Source organism: Streptomyces sp. NPDC002536, from assembly GCF_053594995.1.
Genome location: NZ_JBSFWU010000005.1, coordinates 94,042 through 120,805, shown reverse-complemented (window position 1 = coordinate 120,805; position 26,764 = coordinate 94,042). Strand labels below are relative to the sequence as shown.

Below are 26,764 nucleotides of genomic sequence, written 5' to 3'. Positions count from 1 at the left end.
GTGTGGGACCGCGGTATTCGGGGAACCTTCTGGTCCCCTGCCACGTTTCTGCTACGTGCACAGTGACATCGCGGTAACAGGGTGTGGCGACAGGCGGGGTGCGGCTACCATGACCGGCACAAGGGCGGGCGGCGCAAGGAAGCCGTCCCCGGGGGCGGCGCCCGGTGCTTCTCCCGGCTCCGCGAGCCGGGAAGACCCCAAGCCGGGACGAGGAGGACGGGGCATGGTGCAGAAGGCCAAGATCCTCCTGGTCGATGACCGGCCGGAAAATCTGCTCGCGCTGGAGGCCATCCTCTCGGCGCTCGATCAGACACTGGTGCGGGCATCGTCAGGGGAGGAAGCGCTCAAGGCGCTGCTGACGGACGACTTCGCGGTGATTCTGCTGGACGTCCAGATGCCCGGCATGGACGGGTTCGAGACCGCCGCGCACATCAAGCGGCGCGAGCGGACCCGGGACATCCCCATCATCTTCCTCACCGCCATCAACCACGGCCCGCACCACACCTTCCGCGGCTACGCGGCCGGCGCCGTGGACTACATCTCGAAGCCGTTCGACCCCTGGGTGCTGCGCGCCAAGGTCTCGGTGTTCGTCGAGCTGTACATGAAGAACTGCCAGCTGCGCGAGCAGGCCGCCCTGTTGCGCCTGCAGCTGGAGAACGGCCAGGCCGCCCGGGCCGGTGCCCTGGAGACGCAGGAGCCGGCCGGGCTGCTGGCCGAGCTCTCCGCGCGGCTCGCCGCCGTCGAGGAACAGGCCGAGGCCCTCTCCAAACAGCTGGACGAGTCCGCCGACGCGGCAGCGGTCGCCACCGCCGCCCACCTGGAGCGCAAACTCACCGGACTGCGGCGCGCCCTGGACGCGCTGGAGCCCGGCGCGGGCAGCGCCGCCGGCCCGCTCCCCTCGCCGAGCTGACGGGCCGTCGGCCCCGCGTCACCGCACTCGCCTCCGCTTTGACGTCCTGTCACCGGCTCAACCACGCCATTGCGACACGAATGGGTGAACACCCGGGCCCACGTGTCCCATGCGACGGACGACGGTAACCTCGGCACCATGGCCTCACGTACGTCCGGCAAGGGTTCCCAGAGCACGGCGGGCACCTCGAAGCAGCGCGCCGGGCGATCCGGGACCGCCGCCAAGAAGGCGCCCGCGAAGAAAGCGGCAGCACGGCCCGCGGGCCGCGCCCCCGCTCGCAGGGCGCCCGCCAAGAAGACCGCCCCCAAGTCCGCCCCCCGCCGCGTCGGGCGCGGCGTGGCGAACGGCGTCGGCGCGATGTTCCGCGGCGTCGGCCGCGGCGCCAAGGGCCTCCACCCGGCGCACCGCAAGGACGGCCTGGCGCTGCTGCTGCTCGCCCTCGCCCTCATCGTCGCCGCGGGCACCTGGTCCAACGTCCGCGGGCCCGTGGGCGACCTCGTCAAGATGCTCGTCACCGGAGCCTTCGGCCGGCTCGACGTGGTGGTGCCGATACTGCTCGCCTTCATGGCCGTCCGGCTGTTCCGGCACCCCGAGCGCCCCGAGGCGAACGGACGGATCGTCATCGGCCTGTCCGCCCTGGTGGCCGGCGTCCTCGGCCAGGTCCACATGGCCTGCGGGTCACCCGGCCGCGGGGACGGTCTGCACGCCATGCAGGACGCGGGCGGCTTCATCGGCTGGGCGGCCGCCAAGCCCCTGCAGTACACCGTCGGCGACGTCCTCGTCGTGCCGCTGCTCGTGCTGCTCACGGTCTTCGGCCTGCTGGTGGTCACGGCCACCCCGGTCAACGCCATCCCGCGCCGGCTGCGGGACGCGGGGATACGGCTCGGGATCATCGAGCCGCACCCCGACGAGTACGCCGTCGAGGAGGGCTACGCCGACGACTGGCGGGAGACGCCCGCCCGGCGGTCCCGGCGCACCGCCCCCGTGGCGGACGACGGCGGCCCCGGGCTGGACCGGGCCGAGGAGGAGGCGCTCGGCAAGCGCCGCAAGCCCCGGCGCACTCCCGTGCAGCCGCCCGAGAGCCGCGAGCCGGACGCCGTGGACCTGGCGGCCGCCGCGGCGGCCTCGCTGGACGGCGCCGTGCTGCACGGCGTGCAGCCCTCGCCGCTCGTCGCCGGGCTCAGCAGCGGCATCGCGCAGGACGGCGGCCGTACGGAGCCGACGGTGCCGGCCACGCGCGGCGTGTCCATGGACAAGAAGCCCACGGCCGTTCCCGACCTCACCAAGCCCGCCCCCGAGCCGCCGTCCGGGCTGCCCGCACGCGCCGAGCAGCTCCAGCTCGCCGGGGACATCACCTATGCGCTGCCCTCGCTCGACCTGCTGGAGCGGGGCGGTCCGGGCAAGACCCGCAGCGCGGCGAACGACGCCATAGTGGCCTCGCTGACCAACGTCTTCGCGGAGTTCAAGGTCGACGCCGCGGTCACCGGCTTCACCCGGGGCCCGACGGTCACGCGCTACGAGGTCGAGCTGGGCCCGGCCGTGAAGGTCGAGCGCATCACGGCCCTCACCAAGAACATCGCCTACGCCGTGGCCTCCCCGGACGTGCGCATCATCAGCCCGATCCCGGGCAAGTCCGCCGTGGGCGTCGAGATCCCGAACACCGACCGCGAGATGGTCAACCTCGGGGACGTGCTGCGGCTGGCCGACGCCGCGGGTGACGAGCACCCGATGCTGGTGGCGCTCGGCAAGGACGTCGAGGGCGGCTATGTGATGGCCAACCTGACGAAGATGCCGCACGTGCTGGTGGCCGGCGCCACCGGCTCCGGCAAGTCGTCCTGCATCAACTGCCTGATCACCTCGATCATGGTCCGGGCCACCCCCGAGGACGTCCGGATGGTGCTGGTCGACCCCAAGCGCGTCGAGCTGACCGCCTACGAGGGCATCCCGCACCTGATCACGCCGATCATCACCAACCCGAAGCGGGCCGCCGAGGCCCTGCAGTGGGTCGTGCGCGAGATGGACCTGCGCTACGACGACCTCGCGGCCTACGGTTTCCGCCACATCGACGACTTCAACGCCGCCGTGCGCGAGGGCCGCGTCACCCCGCCCGCGGGCAGCGGGCGCGAGCTGCAGCCGTACCCGTACCTGCTGGTCATCGTCGACGAGCTCGCCGACCTGATGATGGTGGCGCCGCGCGACGTCGAGGACTCGATCGTGCGCATCACCCAGCTCGCCCGGGCCGCCGGCATCCATCTGGTGCTGGCCACCCAGCGGCCGTCGGTCGACGTCGTCACCGGCCTGATCAAGGCCAACGTGCCCTCCCGGCTCGCGTTCGCGACCTCCTCGCTCGCCGACAGCCGGGTCATCCTCGACCAGCCCGGCGCCGAGAAGCTCATCGGCAAGGGCGACGGCCTCTTCCTGCCCATGGGCGCCAACAAGCCCGTCCGCATGCAGGGCGCCTTTGTGACGGAGGGTGAGGTCGCGGCCGTCGTCCAGCACTGCAAGGACCAGATGGCGCCGGTCTTCCGCGACGACGTGACCGTCGGTTCCGCGAAGAAGAAGGAGATCGACGAGGACATCGGTGACGACCTCGATCTGTTGTGCCAGGCGGCCGAGCTGGTCGTCTCCACCCAGTTCGGCTCGACGTCGATGCTGCAGCGGAAATTGCGTGTGGGATTCGCCAAGGCGGGCAGACTGATGGACCTGATGGAGTCGCGCAACATCGTGGGTCCCAGCGAGGGCTCCAAGGCGCGCGACGTCCTGGTCAAGCCCGACGAGCTGGACGCGGTCCTCGCGGTCATCCGCGGCGACTCCCCGCAGTGATCCGGCTGTGAAGGGACTTGGGCCAAGCCGTTTCTCTTGATGCTCTGCGTAGTTGAGAGAGGGGGGTGGGGCGATGTGCCACTGTCGGTGCCACAGAGCATTCTGATGGCCTACAAAGCCCGGCTTTCCGCTTGCCCGACGCTTTCGCATGCCCCCTAGACTGAATCTCCAGCAGGTGGCTGCACGCTCGAAAGGCGCCCACGTGTCCATCGGCAACTCTTCCGAGGACGACCGGCCTTCCGTCGGACGTTCCCTCCAGCAGGCCCGTATCAGTGCAGGACTGACCGTCGATGAGGTCAGTTCGACCACCCGTGTACGCATCCCGATCGTGCATGCGATCGAGCAGGACGACTTCACCCGATGCGGCGGACACGTCTACGCGCGCGGTCACGTCCGCACCCTGGCGCGTGCCGTCGGTCTGGACCCGGCCGAGCTCGTCGCGCAGTACACCGCCGAGAACGGCGGACGTCCCTCGCCCACCCCGGCGGCCCCGGTCTTTGAGGCCGAGCGGATCCGCCCCGAGCCCCGGCGCCCCAACTGGACCGCCGCCATGGTCGCCGCGATCGTCGCCGTGGTCGGCTTCGTCGGGTTCACGCTGTTCAACGGCGGGGCCAAGGGTCAGAACTCCGCCGACCCGCCCTCCGCCAAGCCGTCCGTGGCCCCCAGCGCCAAGTCCAACCCCGGCAAGGCCACGGACCCCAAGCCGGAGGCGTCCAACAGCGCCATCGCCGGCGCCCCGGTCAACAAGGTCATCGTCAAGCTCACCGCCGAGAACGGGCAGACGTGGATGTCGGCCAAGGACCACGACGGCAAGCTGCTGGAGGAGGGCGTGCTCCAGCGGGGGGCCTCCAAGACCTTCACCGACAGCAAGCGGATCGACCTGGTGCTCGGCAACGCCGGAGTCGCACGACTGTTCGTGAACGGTAAAGAGGTCAAGAATCTCGGCGAGGACGGCCAGGTCCAGCGCCTCAGCTACACCAAGGGCGACCCGGCAGCGGGCTGACCAGCGAGGAACCGCATGATGGCACGGTTGCGGAGAGCCCCCGGGTGATCAGGCTCTCCGCGCCTCGCTGCCACTCGGCAGCGGACCCGGTGCCGGGACAAAGTAGGCTGAGCCCTATGCCCGAACGCCGTACCGTCGCTCTTGTCACACTTGGCTGCGCCCGTAACGAGGTGGACTCGGAGGAGCTGGCAGGCCGCTTGGCGGCGGATGGCTGGGACCTCGTGGAGGACGCCGCCGACGCCGATGTGGCCGTCGTCAACACCTGTGGCTTCGTCGAAGCCGCGAAGAAGGACTCCGTCGACGCCCTCCTGGAGGCGAACGACCTCAAGGACCATGGCCGTACCCAGGCCGTCGTGGCCGTCGGCTGCATGGCCGAGCGGTACGGCAAGGAGCTCGCCGAGGCCCTTCCCGAGGCCGACGGCGTGCTCGGCTTCGACGACTACACGCACATCTCCGACCGGCTCCAGACCATCCTCTCCGGCGGCGTCCACGCCTCCCACACCCCGCGCGACCGGCGCAAGCTGCTGCCGATCAGCCCCGCCGAGCGGCAGGGTGCCGACGCACCGGCCCTGCCCGGACACGCCCAGGCCCCGGAGGAGAACGCCCCCGAGGACCTGCCGGAGGGCCTCGCCCCGGCCTCCGGGCCGCGCGCCCCGCTGCGCCGCCGGCTCGGCTCCAACCCCGTCGCCTCGGTGAAGCTCGCCTCCGGCTGCGACCGGCGCTGCTCCTTCTGCGCCATCCCGTCCTTCCGCGGCTCCTTCATCTCCCGCCGCCCCTCCGACGTGCTCGGCGAGGCGCGCTGGCTGGCGGAGCAGGGGGTGAAGGAGATCATGCTGGTCTCCGAGAACAACACCTCCTACGGCAAGGACCTCGGTGACATCCGCCTGCTGGAGACGCTGCTGCCGGAGCTCGCCGCCGTCGACGGCCTCGAGCGCATCCGCGTCAGCTACCTCCAGCCCGCCGAGATGCGCCCCGGCCTGATCGACGTGCTGACCTCCACGGACAAGGTCGTGCCCTACTTCGACCTCTCCTTCCAGCACTCGGCCCCCGCCGTGCTGCGCGCGATGCGCCGCTTCGGGGACACCGACCGCTTCCTGGAACTGCTCGACACGATCCGCTCCAAGGCCCCGCAGGCGGGCGTCCGTTCCAACTTCATCGTCGGCTTCCCCGGCGAGACCGAGGAGGACGTCGCCGAGCTGGAGCGCTTCCTGACCGGGGCCCGCCTGGATGCCATCGGCGTCTTCGGCTACTCCGACGAGGACGGCACCGAGGCGGCCACGTACGAGCACAAGCTGGACCAGGACGTCGTCGACGCACGCCTGGCGCGTGTCTCGCGGCTCGCCGAGGAGCTCACCGCGCAGCGCGCCGAGGAGCGCATCGGCGACACCGTCGAGGTCGTCGTCGACCGGGTCGACGAGGAGGACGGCGTCATCGGCCGGGCCGCCCACCAGGCGCCCGAGACCGACGGCCAGGTGCGGCTGACCGGCGAGGAGACCTTCGCTCCCGGCACGCTGGTCGTCGCCAAGGTGATCGCGAGCGAGGGCGTGGACCTCGTCGCCGAGCCCCTGCCGTCCGCCACGGGCGGGTGTACCGGGGAGGCGGGCAGATGAGCGGAGTCCCGGCCCCCACCGCGGGAGGCCCGGCCCCCGCGTCGGCCGGGCGCCCGGCGGGCCTGTGGAACATCGCCAACATCCTGACGATGGTGCGGCTGCTCCTCGTGCCCGGGTTCGTCGTGCTGATGCTCCACGACGGCGGTTACGAACCGGCCTGGCGCTCCTTCGCCTGGGCGGCGTTCGCGATTGCCATGATCACCGACCTGTTCGACGGTCATCTGGCCCGCGCGTACAACCTGGTCACGGACTTCGGCAAGATCGCCGACCCGATCGCGGACAAGGCGATCATGGGCGCGGCGCTGCTCTGCCTCTCCGCCCTGGGCGACCTGCCGTGGTGGGTCACGGGCGTGATCCTCTCCCGCGAGATCGGCATCACGCTCATGCGGTTCTGGGTGATCCGGCACGGGGTCATCCCGGCCAGCCGGGGCGGCAAGCTGAAGACGCTGGCCCAGGGCGTGGGCACGGGGATGTACATCCTGCCGCTCGAAGGGCCGCTGGCCACCTTGCGCTTCTGGGTGATGGCGGTCGCCGTCGTCTTGACCGTGCTGACCGGGCTCGACTACATCCGGCAGGCCGTCGCCCTGCGCCGTGCGGCGCGGAGCGGGGGTGCCGCGCGGTGAACGGGGCGGATGCCGGCCGGGCACCCGAGGTGCTCGCCGAGCTGGCCGCTCGGGGGGAGACGCTGGCCGTGGCCGAGTCGCTCACCGGCGGCCTCGTCGCGGCCGGGCTGACCGCGGTGCCCGGGGCCTCGCGGGTGGTGCGGGGGTCCGTCACCGCGTACGCCACCGACGTCAAGCGCGAGGTGCTGGGCGTGGCCGGGCCGCTGCTCGCCGAGCGCGGTGCCGTCGACGCCGAGGTGGCCCGCCAGATGGCCTGCGGTGTACGGGCGTTGCTGGGTGCCGACTGGGGCGTGGCGACCACCGGCGTCGCCGGGCCCGAACCGCAGGACGGCAAGTCCGTCGGCACGGTCTTCGTGGCCGTCGCCGGCCCGGGGGGCTCCGGGGCCGTCCGGGAGCTCTCGCTGGACGGCGACCGTGCCTGGATCCGGGCCGGAAGCGTCCGGGAAGTCCTCGCGCTGCTGCTGCACGAACTGACGGGGAACGCGGGGGCAAAGGATACGGAACACAACGGGGGGAATTGATGTTTGCAGCCCTGAGTGAACACGACATAGCTCCCCGCACGGCCGCACCCCGAGGCGGTACGGTGGGGCGTGAAGGAACCGGATTCGCGGTCCAAGGAGGGAGCCACCGATGATTCTGCTCCGTCGCCTGCTGGGTGACGTGCTGCGTCGGCAGCGCCAACGCCAGGGCCGCACTCTGCGCGAGGTCTCCTCGTCCGCCCGGGTCTCGCTCGGATATCTCTCCGAGGTCGAGCGCGGGCAGAAAGAGGCGTCCTCCGAGCTTCTCTCCGCAATCTGCGACGCTCTGGACGTCAGGATGTCCGAGGTCATGCGCGAGGTGAGTGACGAACTGTCGCTCGCCGAGCTGGCGCAGTCGGCGGCGGCGAGCGAGCCGGTACCCGCGCCGATGCGGCCCATGTTCAATTCGGTGTCCGTGACGTCCGTGACGGGCGTTCCGGGGGAGCGCGTGACCATCAAGGCCCCTGCGGAGGCAGTGGACGTGGTCGCAGCCTGACGGCAGAGCCGTTTCGTGTTCCGGATCCCGGTCGGTACTCCGACCGGGATCCCGGCGTTTCCGGCCGGTTTCCCGCCGTTGTGCCATGGTGGAGAAACGGGGAGTGAACGGAAAAGACGGTTTCAACCGCCCTAAAGGGAGGATGCGAATGTCCGTCGTCAAGAGCCCGCTGTCCGAGCAGGACCGCAAAATCGTGGGGGACGCGCTCCAGGGCGCGCTCGTCGACCTGGTGGACCTCTCCCTGGTGGCCAAGCAGGCCCACTGGACCGTGGTGGGCCCGCGCTTCCGCTCCGTCCATCTCCAGCTCGACGAGGTCGTCGCGAGCGCCCGCACGCACGCCGACACCGTGGCCGAGCGGGCCTCGGCGCTCGGCATCGCGCCGGACGGGCGCGCCGAGACCGTCGCCAGGACCAGCGGCATCGAGGCGGTCGGCGGCGGCTGGCACCAGGACACCGACGCGGTGCGCCTCCTCGTCGCCGGGCTCGGTGCCGTGATCACGCGGATGCGCGAGCGCATCCGGGCGACGGCCGATCCGGACCCCGTCACCCAGGACATCCTCATCGGCCTCACGGGAGACCTGGAGAAGCACCACTGGATGTTCCAGGCGGAGAACGCCTGAGGTTCCCGCCGCCGTCCGCCGGGGCGCCCGGGTGGCGGCCGCGGCCCGGCCACGGTCTCCTGAGGGCATGGACGAGCATCCGGTCATCCGCTTCACGCGCGAGCTGATGGTGGTCTCGGACCTCGATCAGGCGACGGCCGGTGCGTTCGTCCGGACCGTCTACCAGGAGGGCATGCACGACGGGGAGCAGCGGGTGATCGTCGAACTGCACCGGCGGGACCGGACGATCGAGGAACTGGAGCGGGAACTCGCACGGCTGCGCGCGGAGGAGCCCGGAGGGGGCTGACAAGGACCCGCGCGGTGCACCGCGGCCGAAGGGGGAAGGGGCCGAAGGAGGCAGCCATGATCCGGCGGCAGCACGCCCGGCGTCGCAGCCGGCCCCGTGGGGCGGCCGGGCGGGCGGTCCTGTTCGTGCTGGGATGCGTGTGGTGGTGGGCCGCGGTGCGGCTGGCCGTCCAGCCCGGGCGGCTCGGAGCCGTGGACGGACTGGTGGGCGCCGGGGGGTGGGGGCTGAGCCTGCTGCCGGTGCACTGTGTGCCGCGGAACGGCCGGGAGAGCCGGATCGCCGTGGCGTGGCGCCGGCGCCGGTCCGCCGTGCGGCGACGCCCGTGATCCTTCCTTCTGCCGGGCCCGCCTGCCCCCGCCTGCACGTTCACCTGTTCGGCCCATCCGGGGCGGGGCCTTCCTGGCAGCGGGGGCACCAGTACGTGGGCCGCTCCTGCCCCGCTCTTCCCTGCACCGCGCTGCGGACCGGGGTGCCGCAGCGGCGGCAGGGGTGCCCCACGCGCCCGTACACCCAGAGCCGGTGGTCCGGACGGGGATCGGCGGTGGTGATGCGGGTGGTGCGGGGCTTGTTGACCTCCAGGAGCTTCTTGGCGAGGCCTGTCAGACGCTCGGGGGACGGCAGTTGCGCGACGGGCAGCCATGGGGAGATGCGTAGCAGGAAGCAGAGCTCGGACTTGTAGACATTGCCGATCCCGGCGAGGTTGCGCTGGTCGAGCACGGCGTCGCCGACGGCCCGGGCGGGGTCGGCGAGCAGGCGGCGGACGGCCTCCGCCGCATCCCAGCCGGGGCCGAGCAGATCGGGGCCCAGGTGGCCGACGACCGTGGCCTCGTCGGCGGTGCGCAGCAGGTCCAGGGCGGGCAGGCGGTAGCCGACGGCGACAGCGGACGCGGTGCCGAGGACCGCGCGGACCTGGTGCTCCGGTCCGCCGCGCCGGCGCTCCCCGGGGGCGTGGATCCGCCAGGAACCGTCCATGCCGAGATGCGAGTGCAGCGTGAGGCCGTCCTCGGTGCGAGCGAGCAGGTGCTTGCCGCGCGGCACCACCTCGGTGATGCGACGGCCGGTCAGGTCGGCCGTCGCCAGGGCGGGGACGCGCAGGTCGCACCGGGTCAACAGCTGTCCCGCCAGGGCGCGGTGGAGGTCCCGGGCGGTGCGCCAGACGGTGTCTCCTTCGGGCATGCGGCTTCTCCTCCGCGGTCAGGGCGCGCGCAGGCGCAGGCCCTTGGGGGTGGCGTGGAAGCCCGCGGACTCCAGCAGGGCGCCCAGCGGGGACGTCAGCGCCGGGGCGCCGTTGATGCGCTCCACCGTCACCGTGCCCAGCGCGCCCGCCCGGGCCGCCTCGGCCAGGGCGGCGGCCGCTTCGCGCAGACCGGGGTCCTCGCCGTGCGCCTCCTCGGCGCCCTCCTCCTGGGGCCAGGCGAGCACGGTCCTGCCGCCGCGCTCGACGTAGAGGGCGAGGGCTCCGTCGAGGAGGACGACCAGGGAACCCGCCTTGCGGCCCGGCTTGTGGGAGGCGCCGGCGGGCGGATCGGGCCACGGCAGCGCCGCGCCATAGGCGTTGGCCGGGTCGGCCGCGGCGAGCACGACGGCCCGGCGACGGGCCGGCCGCGCAGGATCCGGGCCGCTCTCCGGGTACGCGGCGCCGCCGCGCTCGCGGGCCGTGCCGACGGCGCGCAGCCGGTCCACCGCGCCGTCCATCGCGAACTGGGCCGCCCCCAGGCCCTCGACGACGTATCCGCGGCGGGCCTGGCCGCTCTCCTCGAACGCGGCCAGCACCCGGTACGCGGCGGAGAACCCGCCCTCGACGCCCTCGGCGGCGACCGCGCCGCGCGTCACCACGCCGTGCCGGTCGAGGAGCGTGCGGGCCAGGGCGTGGGCCCGGTGGGTGGGGTCGGGCTCGCGCTCGGGGAGCAGTGACCAGCGGCCCGCGACCGTCGGCGGTCCGCCGCGGGAGGCGGTGGGCCGGGGGACCGCGCCTGTACGGCCGAGGAAGGCGCCGTACCGGCCCCGGGGGACGGAGCGCCGCGCGCGGTGCGCCGTGGCACCGGCCGTGCGGCCCGAGCCGAGGAGGGCGCGGAGCGGGGCCAGCGTGTCGTTGGTGAGCCGGCCGGACCAGGCGAGATCCCAGACGGCCTCGGCGATCCGGGCGTCGCTGCCGGAGGCGTCCCCGCTGTCGGCGCCCGCGGCGCGGACCCGCTCGGCGATCTGCCGGAAGAACAGGCCGTAGCCGCCGGAGAGGGCGTCGAGGACGGCCTCGTGCAGCGGCGAGAGCTCCAGCGGGTGCGGTGGGGGGAGCAGCAGGGGCGCGGTGTCGGCCGGCAGCAGTGCGACCCAGCCGTCCTTGCCGGGGAGGGCGCCGGCCCCGGCCCAGACGACCTCGCCCGCCGCAGTGAGCTCGTCGAGCAGTGCCGGGGCGTAGTCCGCGACCCGGGCGGGCAGGACGAGCTTCTCCAGTGCCGAGGCGGGGACCGGAGCGCCCTGCAACTGCTCGACGGCGCGCAGCAGTCCGTCGATGCCGCGCAGGCTGCTGCTCCCGACGTGCTGCCACTGGGGGAGGAAGGCGGCGAGCGCGGCGGGCGGCACCGGCTCCATCTCCTGCCGGAGCGCCGCCAGGGAGCGGCGGCGCAGCCGGCGCAGCACGGCGGCGTCGCACCACTCCTGGCCGATGCCCGCGGGGTGGAACTCCCCTTGGACGACCCGGCCGTTCGCCGCCAGGCGGTGCAGCGCGCCGTCGGTCACGGCCGTGCCGAGGCCGAACCGGGCGGCGGCCCCGGCCGAGGTGAACGGGCCGTGGGTGCGGGCGAAGCGGGCCAGGAGGTCCCCGAGCGGATCCTTGACCGGCTCCGTGAAGGCCTCGGGGACGCCGACGGGCAGGGCGGTGCCGAGGGCGTCGCGCAGCCGTCCCGCGTCCTCGACGGCCGACCAGTGCTCCTGCCCGGCGATGCGGACGCGCAGGGCGCGGCGGGCGTCGGACAGCTCCTGCACCCAGGCCGGCTCGGCGCCCCGCGCGGCCAGTTCGGCGTCGGTGAGGGGGCCGAGGAGGCGCAGCAGATCGGCGACGCCCTCGGCGTCCTTGGCCCTGCGGTCCTCGGTGAGCCACTGCAGCTCGCGCTCCAGCTCGGCGAGGACCTCGGGGTCGAGCAGCTCGCGGAGCTCGGCCTGGCCCAGGAGTTCGGCCAGCAGGCGCGAGTCGAGGGACAGGGCGGCGGCGCGCCGCTCGGCCAGGGGGGAGTCGCCCTCGTAGAGGTACTGGGCGACGTAGCCGAAGAGCAGTGAGCGGGCGAAGGGGGAGGGCTCGGGGGTGGTGACCTCGACCAGCCGGACGCGGCGGGCCTCGACATCCCCCATGAGCTCGGCCAGTCCGGGGACGTCGAAGACGTCCTGGAGGCATTCGCGGACGGCTTCCAGGACGATGGGGAACGAGCCGAACTCGCTCGCGACCTGCAGCAGTTGGGCGGCGCGCTGGCGCTGCTGCCACAGCGGCGTGCGCCGCCCGGGGCTGCGGCGCGGCAGCAGCAGGGCGCGGGCGGCGCACTCGCGGAAGCGGGAGGCGAACAGGGCCGAGCCGCCCACCTGTTCGGTGACGATCCGGTCGACCTCGGCCTTGTCGAAAGTGACGTCGGCGGCGCCGACGGGGGACTGCTCCGCGTCGTACTCCGTGCCCTGGCGGGCCGGGTCCGCGTCCAGCAGGTCCAGGCCCATCAGGTCGGCGTCGGGCAGGCGCAGCACGATGCCGTCGTCGGCGTGCATCACCTGGGTGTCCATGCCGAAGCGCTCGGCGAGCCGGGCCCCCAGGGCCAGGGCCCAGGGGGCGTGCACCTGGGCGCCGAAGGGGGAGTGGACGACGACGCGCCAGTCGCCCAGCTCGTCGCGGAACCGCTCGACGACGATGGTCCGGTCGTCCGGCACGTGGCCGCAGGCGCGGCGCTGCTCGTCGAGGTACGACAGGACGTTGTCCGCCGCCCAGGTGTCGAGCCCGGCGGCGGTGAGGCGCTCGCGGGCCGCCCCGGGCGCGTGGCCGCCGATCTCGCGCAGGAACGCGCCGAGCGCGCGGCCGAGTTCGAGCGGGCGGCCCAGCTGGTCGCCCTTCCAGAACGGCAGCCGGCCCGGGGTGCCGGGGGCGGGGGTGACCAGGACCCGGTCGCGGGTGATGTCCTCGATGCGCCAGGAGGTGGTGCCCAGGGTGAAGACATCGCCGACGCGGGACTCGTAGACCATCTCCTCGTCCAGCTCGCCGACGCGCCCGCCGCCCTTCTTGGGGTCGGCGCCCGCCAGGAAGACCCCGAAGAGGCCGCGGTCGGGGATGGTGCCGCCGGAGGTGACGGCGAGCCGCTGGGCCCCGGGCCTGCCGGTGACCGTGTTCGCCACCCGGTCCCACACCAGGCGCGGGCGCAGCTCCGCGAAGGCGTCGGACGGATAGCGCCCCGCGAGCATGTCGAGCACGCCGGTGAACGCGGACTCGGGCAGTGCGGCGAAGGGGGCTGCGCGGCGCACCACGGCCAGCAGCTCCTCCACGTCCCACACGTCCATGGCGGACATGGCCACGATCTGCTGGGCGAGCACGTCCAGCGGATTGGCCGGGACGCGCAGGGCTTCGATGGACCCCTGGCGCATCCGCTCGGTCACCACGGCGGCCTGCACCAGGTCGCCGCGGTACTTGGGGAAGACGACGCCGGTGGAGACCGCGCCGACCTGGTGGCCCGCGCGGCCGACGCGCTGCAGCCCGGAGGCGACGGAGGGGGGCGATTCGACCTGGACGACCAGATCCACCGCGCCCATGTCGATGCCCAGTTCCAGGCTGGAGGTGGCCACCACGGCGGGCAGCCGGCCGGCCTTCAGATCCTCCTCGACCAGCGCCCGCTGCTCCTTGGACACCGAGCCGTGGTGCGCGCGGGCGAGCAGCGCGGGCGCTCCCTTGGCGGCGCCGGACTCGGCCATCAGCTCGGCGGGGGAGTGGTGCTCGGGAAGGGGCTCGCCCGTCGTCCGCTCGTAGGCGATCTCGTTGAGCCGGTTGCACAGGCGCTCGGCGAGGCGGCGGGAGTTGGCGAAGACGATCGTGGAGCGGTGGGCCTGGACGAGGTCGGCGATGCGCTCCTCGACGTGGGGCCACACCGACGGCTTCTCCTTGCCGTCACCGCCGTCCTGCACCGGCGAGCCGCCGAGCTCGCCGAGATCCTCGACCGGCACCACGACGGAGAGGTCGAACTCCTTGCCGGACGGCGGCTGGACGACCTCCACCCGGCGCTGCGGGGACAGGAAGCGGGCCACCTCGTCCACCGGGCGCACCGTCGCGGACAGGCCGATCCGGCGGGCGGGCCGGGGCAGCAGGAGGTCCAGGCGCTCCAGGGACAGGGCGAGATGGGCGCCGCGCTTGGTCCCGGCGACGGCGTGCACCTCGTCGAGGATCACGGTCTCCACGCCCTTGAGCGCCTCCCGGGCCGCGGAGGTGAGCATCAGGAACAGCGACTCGGGCGTGGTGATCAGGATGTCCGGCGGCCGGGTGACCAGCGCGCGGCGTTCGGCGGCCGGGGTGTCGCCGGAGCGGATGCCGACGCGGATCTCCGGCTCCGGCAGATCCAGGCGCACCGACTCCTGGCGGATGCCGGTGAGGGGGCTGCGCAGATTGCGCTCGACGTCCACCGCGAGCGCCTTGAGCGGGGAGACGTACAGCACGCGGCAGCGCTTGCCGCGCTCGGCGGGCGGCGGCGTGCTCGCCAGCCGGTCCAGGGAGGCGAGGAAGGCGGCCAGCGTCTTGCCGGAGCCCGTGGGCGCGACGACCAGGACGTCCGAGCCCTCCCCGATCGCGCGCCAGGCGCCGGCCTGGGCGGCCGTGGGCGCGGTGAAGGCTCCCGTGAACCATGCGCGGGTCGCGGGGGAGAAGCCTGAAAGCGCCGAGGACGGGTCCCCCGCAGTCGCCGACGCCGTGTCGTTCGCCATGCACCCCATCGTGCACCGGGCCACTGACAATGCCCCGTCCGCGCAGGCCGGAGGCGGTTTCCGGGGTGGCGCCCGGGGCCGGGAGGCCGCGTCGTGTCACACGGGGCGGCCGTGGGCGCGCAGGGTGAGGAGGGCGTCGATGGTCGCCCTCGGGCGGCACTCCAGGGCCGTGCCGGGCGCCCACGCGCGCCAGTTGACGGGCCAGCCGCCGTCGGTCTCCTGCGCGGCGGCCAGGAAGTCGAGAGAACGTTCCATCTCGGCGTCGGTGAACCAGGACCGGGCCACCGAGCCGGGGGTCCGTGCGAAGTCGTGCGGGTAGTGGTGCTCGCCCGGCGCATAGCCCTCGGGGAGGGGGTACTCGGCCGCCCGGTCCGGTTCCAGGACGGCCAGTCGCCGCTCCCGGACGGTGCGGCCCAGCCGCTCGGCGGCGGCCCGGGCGCGGTCCCGGTCGGGGACCCCGTCGAGGAAGGCCACGGCCGCCTCGACCTCGTACGGATGGGTCCTGGCGCCGCGCGTGATGGCCTCGACCGCGGCCCAGCAGAAGTCCGTGGCCCGGAACAGCCAGGCGTGCCACACCTCGTTGCGGTGCAGGAGGCCGACCACCGGACCGGTGGCCAGCAGGTCGCTGGGAGGGTCGTCGATCACGGGGATCCAGGGGGCCGCGGGGTAGCCGCGCAGCGACGGGTGGAGTGCGGGCAGCGCACCGTCCTGCGTGGAGACCGCCGTCAGATAGCGGCACACGCGCTCGACCCGCCGGTCGCCGCAGCGGCCGATCTCGTCCAGCACGCGCAGCGCGTGCGCGGTGTGCAGCGGCTGGCTCACCGGGCCGCGCAGGTCGGGTTCCAGGGCGTGCCCGTAGCCGCCGTCGTCGCCGAGGTAGGCCGACAGGGCCGCTTCGACCGCGTCCGCACCGCCGTCGAGGAAGTGGAACGCGAATCTGCGCTGTTCCAGGACGCGGGCGGTGAGCCAGACGAACTGCTCGGCACGGGCTGCGGCGGATGCTCCGGAGGGGGCCATGGACAAGACCGTAGGGGGCGCGGCGGCGCCCGGCAGCGGCTCGTGCCCGGCTGCACTCTCAGGGGCGGGATACTGGGTCCATGCGGTTGACGGTCTTCTGGCAGCGGATGGCGGATCATTTCGGCGCGGTGTACGCCGACTCCTTCGCGCGCGATCACGTGATGTCCGAGCTCGGCGGGAGGACCGTGCACCAGGCGCTGGACGCCGGCTGGAACGCCAAGGACGTGTGGCGCGCGGTGTGCAGGACGATGGAGATCCCCGAGCACTGACACCGGCCGGAGGGGCGGCGGCTCGGGGTGTTCGGGGGTATTTCGCCCTGTAGGTCAGACTTGCTCCGTGGCAGCCACCGACGACACCTCCCCGGACGACTCCCGACCGACCCGGCCCGGCGACGGCGCGCGCATGCCGCGCTGGCTGCCCCGGGCGGTCGTGGTGACGCTCGCCCTGTTCGCCTGCTTCCAGCTGGGCGTCTGGGCCTTCCACCAGCTCCTCGGGCTGCTGGTCGACATCCTGATCGCGTTCTTCCTGGCGCTCGCCGTCGAGCCCGCAGTGGACCGGATGGCCGCGCGCGGCATGCGGCGCGGTGCGGCGACCGGACTGGTCTTCCTCGGGATCGCCCTGGTGTTCACCGCGTTCTTCGCCATGCTGGGCTCGATGCTCGCCGGGCAGATCCAGAACATCGTGGAGAACTTCCCCGCCTATCTGGACGCGGTGATCGGCTGGCTCAACCGGACGTTCCACACCAGGCTCTCCCGCGTCGAGATCCAGTCGAGCCTGCTGCACTCCGACTGGCTGCAGAAGTACCTGCGCAACAGCGCCGGCGGGGTGCTCGACGTCTCGGCCACCGTCCTCGGCGGACTCTTCCAGCTGCTGTCCGTGGCGCTGTTCTCGTTCTACTTCGCGGCCGACGGCCCCCGGCTGCGCCGTGCTCTGTGCTCCGTCCTCCCGCCGCACCGGCAGACCGAGGTGCTGCGCGCCTGGGAGCTCGCGGTGGCCAAGACGGGCGGCTACATCTACTCGCGCGCCCTGATGGCGCTCGTCTCCGGCATCGCGCACTACGTCCTGTTCGTGGTCCTGGGCGTGCCCTACGCCCCGGCGCTCGCGATCTGGGTCGGACTGGTGTCGCAGTTCATCCCGACCATCGGCACCTATCTCGCGGGAGCACTGCCGATGCTGCTCGCCTTCACCGTCGACCCCTGGTACGCGGTGTGGGTGCTCGCCTTCGTCGTGGTCTACCAGCAGTTCGAGAACTACGTGCTGCAGCCGCGCATCACCGCCAGGACCGTGGACATCCACCCGGCCGTCGCCTTCGGCTCGGTGATCGCGGGTACGGCGCTGCTCGGTGCGGTGGGCGCGCTCGTCGCGATCCCCGCGACGGCGACGCTGCAGGCGTTCCTCGGGGCGTACGTGAAGCGGTACGAACTCGTCGACGGAGCGGCCGCGGCGGCCGGGGACGGGCCGCGGCGGCCCGGCGGACCGGGGGACGAGGGCCGTCCGCCGGCCCTCGTACGGATGTTCAGGGCGCTCCGGAGGCGGTGATTCCGGGCCCGGCGAGGCGCGCTTGACAGCAAAATCGAACATCCATTCTCATGGACTTCCCTGAGCCGCGGAACCGAGTTTTCCACAGGCCGGGGCGACGCCCGGGCCCGTTGTCAGTGGCAGGCGCTAGCGTCGTGGACGTGAAGCGATCGACTCAAGCAAACCGGGTGGAACCCATGGCAGGCACGGACCGCGAGAAGGCGCTGGACGCCGCGCTCGCACAGATTGAACGGCAATTCGGCAAGGGCGCGGTCATGCGCCTGGGCGAGCGGCCGAACGAGCCGATCGAGGTCATCCCCACGGGCTCGACGGCCCTCGACGTCGCCCTCGGCGTCGGCGGACTGCCGCGCGGCCGCGTGGTGGAGGTCTACGGGCCGGAGTCCTCCGGCAAGACCACCCTCACCCTGCACGCGGTGGCCAACGCCCAGCGCGCAGGCGGCACGGTGGCCTTCGTGGACGCCGAGCACGCTCTCGACCCCGAGTACGCCAAGAAGCTCGGGGTGGACATCGACAACCTGATCCTGTCCCAGCCGGACAACGGCGAGCAGGCTCTGGAGATCGTCGACATGCTGGTCCGCTCCGGCGCGCTCGATCTGATCGTCATCGACTCCGTGGCGGCCCTGGTGCCGCGCGCGGAGATCGAGGGCGAGATGGGCGACTCGCACGTGGGTCTCCAGGCCCGGCTGATGAGCCAGGCGCTCCGGAAGATCACCAGCGCGCTGAACCAGTCCAAGACCACCGCCATCTTCATCAACCAGCTCCGCGAGAAGATCGGCGTGATGTTCGGCTCCCCGGAGACCACGACCGGTGGCCGCGCGCTCAAGTTCTACGCCTCGGTGCGTATCGACATCCGCCGCATTGAGACCCTGAAGGACGGCACGGAGGCGGTCGGCAACCGCACCCGCTGCAAGGTCGTCAAGAACAAGGTCGCGCCCCCCTTCAAGCAGGCCGAGTTCGACATCCTCTACGGCCAGGGCATCAGCCGCGAGGGCGGCCTGATCGACATGGGCGTGGAGCACGGCTTCATCCGCAAGGCCGGTGCCTGGTACACCTACGAGGGCGACCAGCTCGGCCAGGGCAAGGAGAACGCCCGCAACTTCCTCAAGGACAACCCCGACCTCGCCAACGAGATCGAGAAGAAGATCAAGGAGAAGCTCGGCGTGGGCATCCGGCCCGAGGCGCCGGAGGCCGAGCCCGGCGCGGACGCCGCCGCGAGCGAGCCCGCCAAGTCCGTCCCGGCCCCGGCCAAGGCCACGGGCAAGGCCGCCAAGGCCACGGCCAAGAGCTAGCCCGCCATGTCCGGAACGAGGACGTGGCGAGCCGGCCGGCCGGAGCCGCATGCGGGCGACCGTACGGACGGCGGCGCCCCCGACCCGTCGAGGGCCGGGGACGGGGCGCCCCCGTCACCGGAGGAGCAGGCGCGGGCGATCTGCCTGCGCCTGCTCACCGGATCCCCCCGCACCCGCAGACAGCTCGCTGACGCCCTGGCCAAGCGCGGCATACCGGCCGAGGCGGCCGAGGAGGTGCTCTCCCGGTTCGAGGACGTCGGGCTGATCGACGACGCGGCCTTCGCCGGGGCCTGGGTGGAGTCCCGGCACCGCGGCCGCGGGCTGGCCCGCCGTGCCCTGGCGCGCGAACTGCGCACCAAGGGCGTGGACTCCGCGCTGATCGACGAGGCGGTGGGGCAGCTCGACCCCGAGCAGGAGGAGCACACGGCCCGCGAGCTGGTCGAGCGCAAGCTGCGCGGCACCCGCGGCATGGACCGCGAGAAGCGGCTCCGTCGTCTCGTCGGAATGCTGGCCCGCAAGGGGTACTCCGAGGGCCTCGCCCTGCGCGTGGTGCGCCGGGCCCTCGAAGAGGAGGGCGAGGACCCCGAGCTGCTCGAGCACTACCTGCCCGGCGACTGACCCCTGCCCGGAATCCGGCCACCCTCCGGCGGCGTCCCGTCCCCGGAGGGCCGGGGCGGCTGCACCGGCAGTCCCGCCGCACGCCACGCCCGGAAGCCTCCGGTCACGTCCGTGGCGTGCCGCAGCCCGAGCCGGTGCAGGGAGACCGCCGCCAGGCTGGAGGCGTACCCCTCGTCGCAGATGACGACCACGCGCAGATCATGGCCGGTGGCCTCGGCCGCACGGTGGGCGCAGGCCGGGTCCAGCCGCCACTCCAGCTCGTTGCGCTCCACCACCAGCGCCCCCGGGATCGTGCCGTCCCGTTCCCGCAGTGCCGCATAGCGGATGTCGACCAGCAGCCCGCCCCCGGCCTGGACGGCAGCCGCTTCCGCCGGTTCGAGCCGGTCGAGCCCCGCCCGGGCCTCGGCCAGCAGTTCCTCCACCCTCATGCCCACTCCTGTGCCCACTCGACCTGCTCCAGCCTGAGCACCTGCCCACTGCGGTGATAACGCCGCATCATCGGCAGCGGCGGGTAATAGGCGTGCACGGACACCGCGTGCTCCGCCGAGGCGTTGAACACCTGGTGCACGTGGTGCGGCCCGAAGGCCCGCCCGCTGCCGCCCTCCAACTGCTGCTCACGGTCGATGCCGTCGGCGAGTTCCAGCAGCTTCCAGCCCTCGGTGGGCAGCCGGGCGGCGAGCGACTGCTCGGTCAGCCGGCCCGCCGCCGTGGCGAAGGCGCCGTACGAACCGCCGTGGTCGTGCCAGCCGGTGCCCGCACCGGGCGGCCAGCCGATGAGCCACGCCTCGCTGCCGCCCGGCCCCTCCAGGCGGATCCAGGTGCGCCCCTGAAGATCGAGCGGCAGCGAGGCGACGAGCTCCGCGTCGGCTGCGACGCGGCGCGCGAAGGTGAGAAGTTCCTTGGCCCGAGGCCGACTTGTCGGTGCTTCGGGTGCGGCGGGCACGGTGGAAGAAGGGAAGGGAGAAGACACAGGGACCGTCCTGGGTGATCGCGAGGGAAACGCGCAGCACCCGGCACCCGCAGGGGCGGACGTGCCGGCAGGGCGCGCAGGGAAGCGGATCAGCAGGACGGACGACAGACGCAGCCCGCATAGCGGACGAGGTCCAGATGGACCCTCCGCCAGAAGAGCATGCTGCCGCTGTCGGTCACACTCCGGACTCAACCATGACGGAACGGGCGGGTCAACGGTTGGCCGTAGCCTCACTGGCCGCCCCGCCGGCCGCCTCCTCGTGCTCCTCGGGCACGGAAGTCGCCGGACCGCCCGCTGCTCCGCCCCTGGCGGCGTCCGCGCACGCGTACAGCTCCGCGGGCCGCACCCCGGCCAGCGCCGCCACCAGATGCCCGTCCGGGCGCACCACCAGCACGGTGTGCGCGGCAGCTCCCGGATAGCCTTCGGCGACCAGCAGTTCGGCCCGCATGGGCAGCGCGGAGACCGCCGCCGCGAGCCGCGGCATCAGCCCCGCCCCGAGCCAGTGCCGCCGCTCCCACACCCCCGTCCCCGGGGCCACCAGAACCACCAGCAGATCGCCGCCGAGCCGCTCGTGCAGCAGGACTTCCGCCCCTTCCGGATCCGTCACCGGCACGTCGGCGACCCGCGCGCCCACCTCCGTCCCGACCGGCACGGCCCCCGCGGGCGGTGCGGCCGGCGTCAGGGGCGTACGGGCGTACACCGGCAGCGCGCCGAGCGCCCCGCGCCCCAAGTGGCCCTCGGTGAGAAGGAGATCGTGGGTGCGTGCGGCGCCCGGCACCATCGCGCGCCGCACGGTGCGCCATCCGCCCTCGGCGCGCACCGACGGCAGTGCGCGGTCGGCGGCGCGCAGCCGGGCCACGATCGTCGCCCGCCGCTCCGCCTGGTAGCTGTCGAGCAGCGCGTCCGAGGCGCCGTGGTGCCAGGCGAGTGCCAGCTTCCAGGCGAGGTTGCCGGCGTCCTGCAGCCCCTCGTCCAGGCCCTGGGTGCCCAGGGCTCCCAACAGGTGCGCGGCGTCCCCGGCGAGGAAGGTACGCCCGCTGCGCCAGCGGCGCGCGAGGCGGTGGTGCACGGCGTGCACCCCGGTGTCCAGCAGTTCGTATCCCGGCGTCTCGCCGCACCACAGCGCCAGCGAGTCGTCGATGTGGGCCAACAGGGCGTCGGGGGTGACCAGTCCGCCGTCCGGCGGCAACAGCCAGTCGAGCCGCCACACCCCGCCCGGCAGCGGGCGGGCGGTCACTTCGCAACCGCGCGGAGGCGCACGGTGCAGCACCGCCTCGCCCGGCCAGGGCAGTTCGGTACGCAGGGCCGCGACCGCGAACCGCTCCACGGCCGTGCGCCCGGGGAAGCGGGCACCGGTGAGCTTGCGGACCACCGAGCGGGCGCCGTCGCAGCCGATCAGGTAACTCGCCCGCCATGCCGTGCTGTTGTCGCTCCGGGTGCGTGCGGTGATGCCGGAGGCGTCCTGCGTCAGAATGGTCAGACGATGACCGCGGGCGATCGTCACGCCGTCGGCTCCGGCGAGCGCGGCCCGCAGCTCCCGCATGAGCGCGTGCTGGGGCAGGTGCAGCGGAGACGGTTCTTCCGGGGCCGGGCCGGCCGCCTCGTCCTCCTGCTCGGCATCTCCGGAGGCTCCGAACGGCATCTGCAGTGCCACGGTCCTGCGGTGCAGGGTCCGCCAGCCCGTCCACCGGGCGCCCTCCGTCGTGGCGCAGCCGAGCCGTTCCAGCAGGGAGGCGGTCTCCGGCCGCAGCACGACCGTACGGGCCGGGCGCCGCTCCTCGCGGTCCTCCTCCGCGGTCTCGTCCAGGACGACCACGGGGACCTCGTACCGGGCGAGAGCCAGGGCCAGGGTGAGACCGACCGGCCCGGCGCCGACGACGATCACCGGGTCCACGGCGCAGCCCCCTGACGTGCGCGGCGGCGGCCGACGGTCCCTGCACCGGCGTGGTGCGTACGGGACGTACAGGGACTGCCAGGGGGAAAACGGTGCGCGATCACAGAACGTATGCAACCCATTGCTGCTGCTTGCGTCAAGTGATCAACGGCTTTGCCGCGGCGCGCCGTACGCGTGCGCCCCGCCGGTCCGGATGAACCGACGGGGCGTCAGTGGCGGCCGGGTCAGTCGGCCTTGGGGACGTCCGCGCCGGAGGCGCCCGGGCCGCCTCCGGCGGCGCTGTGCCCGGGATCGGCCATGACGGTCGCACCGGTGGCGGCCAGGGGAGGCGGAGTTCCCTTGCGCGAGCGCTTCGTGCGCCGTTCGACCCATGTGGCGACGGACGACAGTGCCAGGCACAGCAGTACGTAGATCGAGCCGAAGACGATGACCATGGGGATGAAGGCGTAGACGCCGTTCACCGGGGGTGTCTGCTGGGCGAAGGACTTGCCGACGAACAGCAGTTCCTCGTAGAGGATGATGAAGCCGAGCGAGGTGTCCTTGAGGGTGACCACGAGCTGGCTGATGATCGAGGGCAGCATGGTGCGCACGGCCTGCGGGACGAGCACGTTCGTCATCACCTGGGTCTTGCGCAGCCCGAGCGCGGAGGCCGCCTCGCTCTGGCCCCTGGGCACGGCGTTGATGCCGGACCGGAAGATCTCCGCCTGCACCGAGCCGTTGTAGAGCGTGAGGCCGATGACCAGGGCCCACATCGGGTCGGAGGTGAAGACCGCTGCATACAGCAGGAAGATCATGATGAGCAGCGGCATGGCCCGGAAGAATTCCACGAGCACGGTGGCCGCCCAGCGCACCGGTTTGTGGTCCGACAGCCGGGCGGTGGCCAGCACAGCACCCAGCACGAGCGACAGGACGGCGGCGATGGCGAACGTCTTGAGCGTGGTCAGCAGGCCGTCGACGATCCGCTGCTGGGTGTCGGTGTACTCGTAGGCGCTCCACAGCCCGCTCTGGAACTGCCCCGTGGCGTCCAGCCGGTAGACGACGAAGGCGATGAGGCCGAGCAGCACGGCAGTGGCCAGGACACCGTAGATCCGGTTGCGCGCCCGCGCCCTGGGGCCGGGGACGTCGTAGAGGACGCTGGTGCTCATCGGGCCACCGCCAGCCGGTTCTCCAGCAGCCGGAAGAGGCCGCTGATGGTGAATGTGATGATGATGTAGCAGAGCGCGATCCACAGGAAGATCACGTAAATGTTGTAGCCCGCCGCGGCGTTGAGGGTCTTCTGCACGGAGCCGAGTTCGCTGACGTTGAAGCCGGAGGCGATGGCGGTGTTCTTGGCGAGGGCGATCAGCAGGCTGCCGATGGGAGGTATCGCGGTGCGGGTGGCCTGGGGGAGCACGATCTGCGTCAGCGTCTGGCCGAAGGTCATCCCGATCGAGCGGGCGGCCTCCGCCTGGCCCACCGGCACGGCGTTGATACCGGAGCGGACGGCCTCGCAGATGAACGCCGAGGTGTAACACCCCAGAGCCAGCACGGCCAGCCAGAAGGAATCCCACCCCTTCAGGCCGAGCGCCGGCAGCCCCAGGGTGACGGCGAGGAAGAGCAGCACCAGCGGGGTGTTGCGCAGGAGCGTCACCCACGCCGTGCCGAACGCGCGCAGTGCCGGCACCGGAGAGACGCGGAACGCCGCGACGAGGGTGCCCAGCACCAGGGCGAGCAGCGCGCTGAGCGCCGTCAGTTCGACGGTGCCGAGAAACCCTTCGCGGAACATCGCGAAGTTGTCCGACAGAACGTTCACATCAACTCTCCGGGAATCGCGTGCTGCCGGTCAGTACCGCTCGATCGCGGGCGGCGTGGGCGCCGGAGTGCCGGAGAGCCCCAGCGTGGCGTCGTACGCCTTCTTCCAGTCGCCGTTCTTCTCGTGCGCCTCGATGGCCTTGTCCACCGCCTCGCGCAGCGCCGTGTCGCTCTTCTTCAGGCCGACGCCGTAGGGCTCCTTGGAGAAGGGCTCGCCGACGACCTTCAGTGCGCCCTTGTTCTCGGCGGCGTAGCCCTTGAGGATCGCGTCGTCCGTCGTGACCGCGTCCACCGTGCCGTTGACGAGGTCCTGGACGCACAGCTGGTAGCCCTGCTGCGCCTTGGCCTCGGCCACGCCGTACTTGGGCTCCTTGATGCGCTGGAGCGGCGTCGAACCGGTCGCCGAGCAGACCTTCTTGCCCTTCAGGTCCTCCGGTCCCTTGACGGAGCTGTCGGCCTTCACCAGCAGGGCCTGGCCGGCGATGTAGTACGGACCGGCGAAGCCGACCTGCTTCTTGCGCTCGTCGTTGATGGTGTACGTGCCGACGTACAGATCGACGCCGCCGCTCGCGATCTGCGTCTCACGGGCCTCCGAGGGCACCGTCTTGAACGTGATGTGCTTCTCGTCGAACCCCAGATCGGCCGCGATCATCCGGGCGATCTCCACGTCGAAGCCGGTGCGCTTCTTGGTGCCCGGGTTCTCGTAACCCAGGCCGGGCTGGTCGGCCTTGGTGCCGATCGTGATGGTCTTGCCCTTGATCTTCTCGAAGACCGACGACCCCTTGACATCGGCCGAGGTGTTCACCGGATACGTCGGCACCGCCGGGGCCGACGCGCCGCCGGACGCCTTGTCGGTCTTGTCGTCGTTCGGGCTGCCCGACTTGCCGCACGCGGTCGCGGACGCGGCGAGCGCCAGCACCACGACGGCCGCTGCGGCGGTATTGCGGAGCTTCATGAAGAACTTCCTTTGCGTCTGCGGGCGTTGCCCGGCCTTCGGTGCGGCGGGGAGTGGCACAGCGAGGAGAAGCACAAGGGAGGTTTGGAACGGACCGTCCGCAGAAGGGCGGAGGGCTCGGACGGAGCGGTCAGTGGTGCAGGATCTTCGACAGGAAGTCCTTGGCGCGGTCGCTGCGGGGGTTGCTGAAGAACCGGTCCGGGCGTGCTTCCTCGACGATCCGGCCGTCCGCCATGAACACCACCCGGTGTGCGGCGGAGCGTGCGAAGCCCATCTCGTGGGTGACGACGACCATCGTCATGCCGTCCCGGGCGAGCTGCTGCATGACCTCCAGGACCTCGTTGATCATCTCCGGGTCCAGCGCCGAGGTCGGCTCGTCGAAGAGCATCACCTTGGGGTCCATGGCCAGCGCCCGGGCGATCGCGACCCGTTGCTGCTGTCCGCCGGAGAGCTGCGCGGGGTACTTGTCCGCCTGGCCGCCCACGCCGACCCGCTCCAGCAGGGTGCGGGCGGTGGCCTCGGCCTCCTTGCGGTCTTTCCTGCGGACCTTGGTCTGCCCCAGCGTCACGTTCTCCAGAACGGTCTTGTGGGCGAAGAGGTTGAACGACTGGAAGACCATCCCCACGTCCGCCCGCAGCCGCGCCAGTTCCTTCCCCTCCTGGGGCAGCGGCCGGCCGTCGACCGTGATGGAGCCGGAGTCCGTGGTCTCCAGCCGGTTGATCGTCCGGCACAGCGTCGACTTGCCGGACCCCGAGGGGCCGATGACCACCACGACCTCACCGCGCGCGATGGTCAGATCGATGTCCTGGAGCACATGCAGCGCGCCGAAGTGTTTGTTGACCTTGCTCAGGACGACCAGTGCATCCGCGGCAGGAGCCGCGTCCTTGGTCACCGATACCTCGCTCATCGGCGTTCCTCGCTCCGTCCTCCTCGGTTGGGGAGGACCCTAATGAGCCGCAACGACCAGCGTCATTACATCTGAGCTGAAATTGAGCATAACGATCCGGCTTCGAGCGGACGTCATGTGGACACAGGGTCTCCTGTCGTACAGGGGTACCGGCTGCATAACGGAAGGCCCCCGGCGGGCAGAACCCTCTTGACGCACCGGGCATCCATCGGCGTGGATGCGGTGTTGCCGCACCAGCCGCGCGGAGGGCCGATGAGACTGCTGCTCGTGGAGGACGACGATCATGTCGCCGCTGCCCTGTCGGCCGTCCTCGCCCGGCACGGCTTCGACGTCACCCATGCCCGCAGCGGCGAGGAGGCGCTCCAGGCCCTGCTGCCCGCGACGGGCGTGCCGTTCGGGGTCGTCCTGCTCGACCTCGGGCTGCCCGGACAGGACGGCTTCGAGGTCTGCGACAGGATCCGCAAGCGCACGGCCACGCCCGTCATCATGGTCACGGCCCGGGCGGACACCCGCTCGAAGATCCACGGCCTGAACCTCGGAGCCGACGACTACGTGGTCAAGCCCTACGACACCGGGGAGTTGCTCGCGCGCATCCACGCCGTCGCCCGGCGCACACCGCCTGCCGAGAGCCCCCCGGCCGGGCAGCACGACTCCGGCGGGCCGAATGCGCTGCGACTGGGGCCCGTCACCATCGAGGTGCCCACCCGCCGTGTCGCCGTGAACGGCACCGCCGTCCCGCTCACCCGCAAGGAGTTCGATCTGCTGGCGCTGCTCGCCCAGCGCCCCGGAGTGGTCTTCCGGCGCGAGCAGATCATCAGCGAGGTGTGGCGCACCAGTTGGGAGGGGACCGGACGCACGCTCGAGGTGCACGTGGCTTCGCTCCGCTCCAAGCTGCAGATGCCCGCGCTCATCGAGACGGTCCGGGGCGTCGGCTACCGGCTCGTCGTCCCGGCGTGAGGGCC

25 protein-coding genes and 1 pseudogene are annotated in these 26,764 nt (G+C 72.5%); 15 read left to right on the top strand and 11 right to left on the bottom strand.

Annotated features, from left to right (window positions below; all coding sequences use genetic code 11):
* Nucleotides 1–223 precede the first annotated feature (223 nt).
* The 10 genes from ACWD4B_RS03715 to ACWD4B_RS03670 all read left to right on the top strand — a co-directional run bounded on the left by ACWD4B_RS03715 (nucleotide 224) and on the right by ACWD4B_RS03670 (nucleotide 9,214).
* The gene (locus tag ACWD4B_RS03715; RefSeq protein WP_336412908.1) at nucleotides 224–910 is read left to right on the top strand and encodes a response regulator; all 687 of its coding nucleotides are present in this window, start codon (nucleotides 224–226) and stop codon (nucleotides 908–910) included.
* Between the two features lie 138 nt (nucleotides 911–1,048).
* Nucleotides 1,049–3,733: a DNA translocase FtsK gene (locus ACWD4B_RS03710; RefSeq protein ID WP_451419233.1), complete on the top strand. Its 2,685-nt coding sequence runs from the start codon at nucleotides 1,049–1,051 to the stop codon at nucleotides 3,731–3,733.
* A gap of 202 nt (nucleotides 3,734–3,935) precedes the next feature.
* The gene (locus tag ACWD4B_RS03705; RefSeq protein WP_390778442.1) at nucleotides 3,936–4,736 is read left to right on the top strand and encodes a helix-turn-helix domain-containing protein; all 801 of its coding nucleotides are present in this window, start codon (nucleotides 3,936–3,938) and stop codon (nucleotides 4,734–4,736) included.
* Between the two features lie 116 nt (nucleotides 4,737–4,852).
* Nucleotides 4,853–6,346, top strand: coding sequence for a 30S ribosomal protein S12 methylthiotransferase RimO (rimO, locus tag ACWD4B_RS03700; protein ID WP_451419232.1), 1,494 nt, complete (start codon nucleotides 4,853–4,855; stop codon nucleotides 6,344–6,346).
* A complete protein-coding gene (pgsA, locus tag ACWD4B_RS03695; protein WP_451419231.1) occupies nucleotides 6,343–6,969 on the top strand; it encodes a CDP-diacylglycerol--glycerol-3-phosphate 3-phosphatidyltransferase in 627 nt (208 codons plus the stop codon). Before rimO ends, pgsA begins: the two co-directional genes overlap by 4 nt.
* The gene (locus ACWD4B_RS03690) at nucleotides 6,966–7,490 is read left to right on the top strand and encodes a CinA family protein (RefSeq protein ID WP_451419230.1); all 525 of its coding nucleotides are present in this window, start codon (nucleotides 6,966–6,968) and stop codon (nucleotides 7,488–7,490) included. The genes pgsA and ACWD4B_RS03690 overlap by 4 nt, the downstream gene beginning before the upstream one ends.
* 109 nt (nucleotides 7,491–7,599) lie before the next feature.
* Nucleotides 7,600–7,983, top strand: a complete 384-nt coding sequence (locus ACWD4B_RS03685) for a helix-turn-helix domain-containing protein (RefSeq protein WP_086566431.1) — start codon at nucleotides 7,600–7,602, stop codon at nucleotides 7,981–7,983.
* 148 nt (nucleotides 7,984–8,131) lie between these two features.
* Nucleotides 8,132–8,602 (top strand): Dps family protein, encoded by a 471-nt coding sequence (locus ACWD4B_RS03680; protein WP_451419229.1) that lies wholly within the window; start codon nucleotides 8,132–8,134, stop codon nucleotides 8,600–8,602.
* Nucleotides 8,603–8,669: 67 nt separating this feature from the next.
* Nucleotides 8,670–8,888 carry a hypothetical protein gene (locus tag ACWD4B_RS03675; RefSeq protein WP_451419228.1) on the top strand — a complete coding sequence of 73 codons (219 nt, stop codon included), beginning with the start codon at nucleotides 8,670–8,672 and terminating at the stop codon, nucleotides 8,886–8,888.
* Nucleotides 8,889–8,944: 56 nt separating this feature from the next.
* Nucleotides 8,945–9,214 (top strand): hypothetical protein, encoded by a 270-nt coding sequence (locus ACWD4B_RS03670; protein WP_451419227.1) that lies wholly within the window; start codon nucleotides 8,945–8,947, stop codon nucleotides 9,212–9,214.
* Between the two features lie 40 nt (nucleotides 9,215–9,254).
* Here the strand turns inward: ACWD4B_RS03670 and ACWD4B_RS03665 are convergent, their stop codons facing one another.
* The 3 genes from ACWD4B_RS03665 to ACWD4B_RS03655 all read right to left on the bottom strand — a co-directional run bounded on the left by ACWD4B_RS03665 (nucleotide 9,255) and on the right by ACWD4B_RS03655 (nucleotide 15,839).
* Nucleotides 9,255–10,064, bottom strand: a complete 810-nt coding sequence (locus ACWD4B_RS03665; RefSeq protein WP_451419226.1) for a DNA-formamidopyrimidine glycosylase family protein — start codon at nucleotides 10,062–10,064, stop codon at nucleotides 9,255–9,257.
* Between the two features lie 18 nt (nucleotides 10,065–10,082).
* Nucleotides 10,083–14,822, bottom strand: coding sequence for an ATP-dependent helicase (locus ACWD4B_RS03660; RefSeq protein ID WP_451419225.1), 4,740 nt, complete (start codon nucleotides 14,820–14,822; stop codon nucleotides 10,083–10,085).
* 96 nt (nucleotides 14,823–14,918) lie between these two features.
* Nucleotides 14,919–15,839 (bottom strand): hypothetical protein, encoded by a 921-nt coding sequence (locus ACWD4B_RS03655; protein WP_390778433.1) that lies wholly within the window; start codon nucleotides 15,837–15,839, stop codon nucleotides 14,919–14,921.
* Between the two features lie 80 nt (nucleotides 15,840–15,919).
* On the opposite strand from ACWD4B_RS03655, the gene ACWD4B_RS03650 reads away from it, so the two are divergent.
* The 4 genes from ACWD4B_RS03650 (at nucleotide 15,920) to recX (ending at nucleotide 19,285) form a co-directional block, all read left to right on the top strand.
* Nucleotides 15,920–16,108 carry a DUF3046 domain-containing protein gene (locus ACWD4B_RS03650; protein ID WP_336412896.1) on the top strand — a complete coding sequence of 63 codons (189 nt, stop codon included), beginning with the start codon at nucleotides 15,920–15,922 and terminating at the stop codon, nucleotides 16,106–16,108.
* A 133-nt stretch (nucleotides 16,109–16,241) separates the two neighbouring features.
* Nucleotides 16,242–17,378 (top strand): AI-2E family transporter, encoded by a 1,137-nt coding sequence (locus ACWD4B_RS03645; RefSeq protein WP_451419238.1) that lies wholly within the window; start codon nucleotides 16,242–16,244, stop codon nucleotides 17,376–17,378.
* A 176-nt stretch (nucleotides 17,379–17,554) separates the two neighbouring features.
* Nucleotides 17,555–18,667, top strand: a complete 1,113-nt coding sequence (recA, locus tag ACWD4B_RS03640; protein ID WP_451419224.1) for a recombinase RecA — start codon at nucleotides 17,555–17,557, stop codon at nucleotides 18,665–18,667.
* Between the two features lie 6 nt (nucleotides 18,668–18,673).
* Complete coding sequence (recX, locus tag ACWD4B_RS03635) at nucleotides 18,674–19,285, top strand: recombination regulator RecX (protein ID WP_451419223.1); 612 nt, start codon at nucleotides 18,674–18,676, stop codon at nucleotides 19,283–19,285.
* 59 nt (nucleotides 19,286–19,344) lie between these two features.
* Here the strand turns inward: recX and ACWD4B_RS03630 are convergent.
* From ACWD4B_RS03630 to ACWD4B_RS03595, 8 genes and pseudogenes are all read right to left on the bottom strand, one after another.
* Nucleotides 19,345–19,713, bottom strand: a pseudogene (locus tag ACWD4B_RS03630) (rhodanese-like domain-containing protein); the annotation flags it as partial.
* Complete coding sequence (locus ACWD4B_RS03625) at nucleotides 19,710–20,228, bottom strand: cysteine dioxygenase (protein ID WP_451419222.1); 519 nt, start codon at nucleotides 20,226–20,228, stop codon at nucleotides 19,710–19,712. The gene ACWD4B_RS03625 and the pseudogene ACWD4B_RS03630, both read right to left, overlap by 4 nt.
* 116 nt (nucleotides 20,229–20,344) lie before the next feature.
* Complete coding sequence (locus tag ACWD4B_RS03620; protein ID WP_358344363.1) at nucleotides 20,345–20,416, bottom strand: putative leader peptide; 72 nt, start codon at nucleotides 20,414–20,416, stop codon at nucleotides 20,345–20,347.
* 50 nt (nucleotides 20,417–20,466) lie between these two features.
* The gene (locus ACWD4B_RS03615; protein ID WP_451419221.1) at nucleotides 20,467–22,149 is read right to left on the bottom strand and encodes an FAD-dependent monooxygenase; all 1,683 of its coding nucleotides are present in this window, start codon (nucleotides 22,147–22,149) and stop codon (nucleotides 20,467–20,469) included.
* Between the two features lie 224 nt (nucleotides 22,150–22,373).
* Nucleotides 22,374–23,294 carry an amino acid ABC transporter permease gene (locus tag ACWD4B_RS03610; RefSeq protein ID WP_451419220.1) on the bottom strand — a complete coding sequence of 307 codons (921 nt, stop codon included), beginning with the start codon at nucleotides 23,292–23,294 and terminating at the stop codon, nucleotides 22,374–22,376.
* Nucleotides 23,291–23,941, bottom strand: coding sequence for an amino acid ABC transporter permease (locus ACWD4B_RS03605; protein WP_336412890.1), 651 nt, complete (start codon nucleotides 23,939–23,941; stop codon nucleotides 23,291–23,293). Before ACWD4B_RS03605 ends, ACWD4B_RS03610 begins: the two co-directional genes overlap by 4 nt.
* 30 nt (nucleotides 23,942–23,971) lie before the next feature.
* Complete coding sequence (locus ACWD4B_RS03600) at nucleotides 23,972–24,895, bottom strand: glutamate ABC transporter substrate-binding protein (protein WP_336412889.1); 924 nt, start codon at nucleotides 24,893–24,895, stop codon at nucleotides 23,972–23,974.
* Nucleotides 24,896–25,025: 130 nt separating this feature from the next.
* On the bottom strand, nucleotides 25,026–25,802 hold the full coding sequence (locus ACWD4B_RS03595) for an amino acid ABC transporter ATP-binding protein (RefSeq protein ID WP_451419219.1): 777 nt from the start codon (nucleotides 25,800–25,802) through the stop codon (nucleotides 25,026–25,028).
* A 252-nt stretch (nucleotides 25,803–26,054) separates the two neighbouring features.
* Here ACWD4B_RS03595 and ACWD4B_RS03590 point away from each other — a divergent pair, with 252 nt between their 5' ends.
* Nucleotides 26,055–26,759 carry a response regulator transcription factor gene (locus ACWD4B_RS03590; RefSeq protein ID WP_451419218.1) on the top strand — a complete coding sequence of 235 codons (705 nt, stop codon included), beginning with the start codon at nucleotides 26,055–26,057 and terminating at the stop codon, nucleotides 26,757–26,759.
* Nucleotides 26,760–26,764: the final 5 nt, after the last annotated feature.

Coding starts and splice junctions, on each gene's coding strand:
- recX (WP_451419223.1), top strand. CDS start 18,674: ATGTCCGGAACGAGGACGTGGCGAGCCGGCCGGCCGGAGCCGCATGCG.
- recA (WP_451419224.1), top strand. CDS start 17,555: ATGGCAGGCACGGACCGCGAGAAGGCGCTGGACGCCGCGCTCGCACAG.
- ACWD4B_RS03610 (WP_451419220.1), bottom strand. CDS start 23,294: ATGAGCACCAGCGTCCTCTACGACGTCCCCGGCCCCAGGGCGCGGGCG.
- ACWD4B_RS03680 (WP_451419229.1), top strand. CDS start 8,132: ATGTCCGTCGTCAAGAGCCCGCTGTCCGAGCAGGACCGCAAAATCGTG.
- ACWD4B_RS03660 (WP_451419225.1), bottom strand. CDS start 14,822: ATGGCGAACGACACGGCGTCGGCGACTGCGGGGGACCCGTCCTCGGCG.
- rimO (WP_451419232.1), top strand. CDS start 4,853: ATGCCCGAACGCCGTACCGTCGCTCTTGTCACACTTGGCTGCGCCCGT.
- ACWD4B_RS03590 (WP_451419218.1), top strand. CDS start 26,055: ATGAGACTGCTGCTCGTGGAGGACGACGATCATGTCGCCGCTGCCCTG.
- ACWD4B_RS03670 (WP_451419227.1), top strand. CDS start 8,945: ATGATCCGGCGGCAGCACGCCCGGCGTCGCAGCCGGCCCCGTGGGGCG.
- ACWD4B_RS03600 (WP_336412889.1), bottom strand. CDS start 24,895: ATGAAGCTCCGCAATACCGCCGCAGCGGCCGTCGTGGTGCTGGCGCTC.
- pgsA (WP_451419231.1), top strand. CDS start 6,343: ATGAGCGGAGTCCCGGCCCCCACCGCGGGAGGCCCGGCCCCCGCGTCG.
- ACWD4B_RS03715 (WP_336412908.1), top strand. CDS start 224: ATGGTGCAGAAGGCCAAGATCCTCCTGGTCGATGACCGGCCGGAAAAT.
- ACWD4B_RS03665 (WP_451419226.1), bottom strand. CDS start 10,064: ATGCCCGAAGGAGACACCGTCTGGCGCACCGCCCGGGACCTCCACCGC.
- ACWD4B_RS03655 (WP_390778433.1), bottom strand. CDS start 15,839: ATGGCCCCCTCCGGAGCATCCGCCGCAGCCCGTGCCGAGCAGTTCGTC.
- ACWD4B_RS03645 (WP_451419238.1), top strand. CDS start 16,242: ATGCCGCGCTGGCTGCCCCGGGCGGTCGTGGTGACGCTCGCCCTGTTC.
- ACWD4B_RS03595 (WP_451419219.1), bottom strand. CDS start 25,802: ATGAGCGAGGTATCGGTGACCAAGGACGCGGCTCCTGCCGCGGATGCA.
- ACWD4B_RS03650 (WP_336412896.1), top strand. CDS start 15,920: ATGCGGTTGACGGTCTTCTGGCAGCGGATGGCGGATCATTTCGGCGCG.
- ACWD4B_RS03675 (WP_451419228.1), top strand. CDS start 8,670: ATGGACGAGCATCCGGTCATCCGCTTCACGCGCGAGCTGATGGTGGTC.
- ACWD4B_RS03685 (WP_086566431.1), top strand. CDS start 7,600: ATGATTCTGCTCCGTCGCCTGCTGGGTGACGTGCTGCGTCGGCAGCGC.
- ACWD4B_RS03710 (WP_451419233.1), top strand. CDS start 1,049: ATGGCCTCACGTACGTCCGGCAAGGGTTCCCAGAGCACGGCGGGCACC.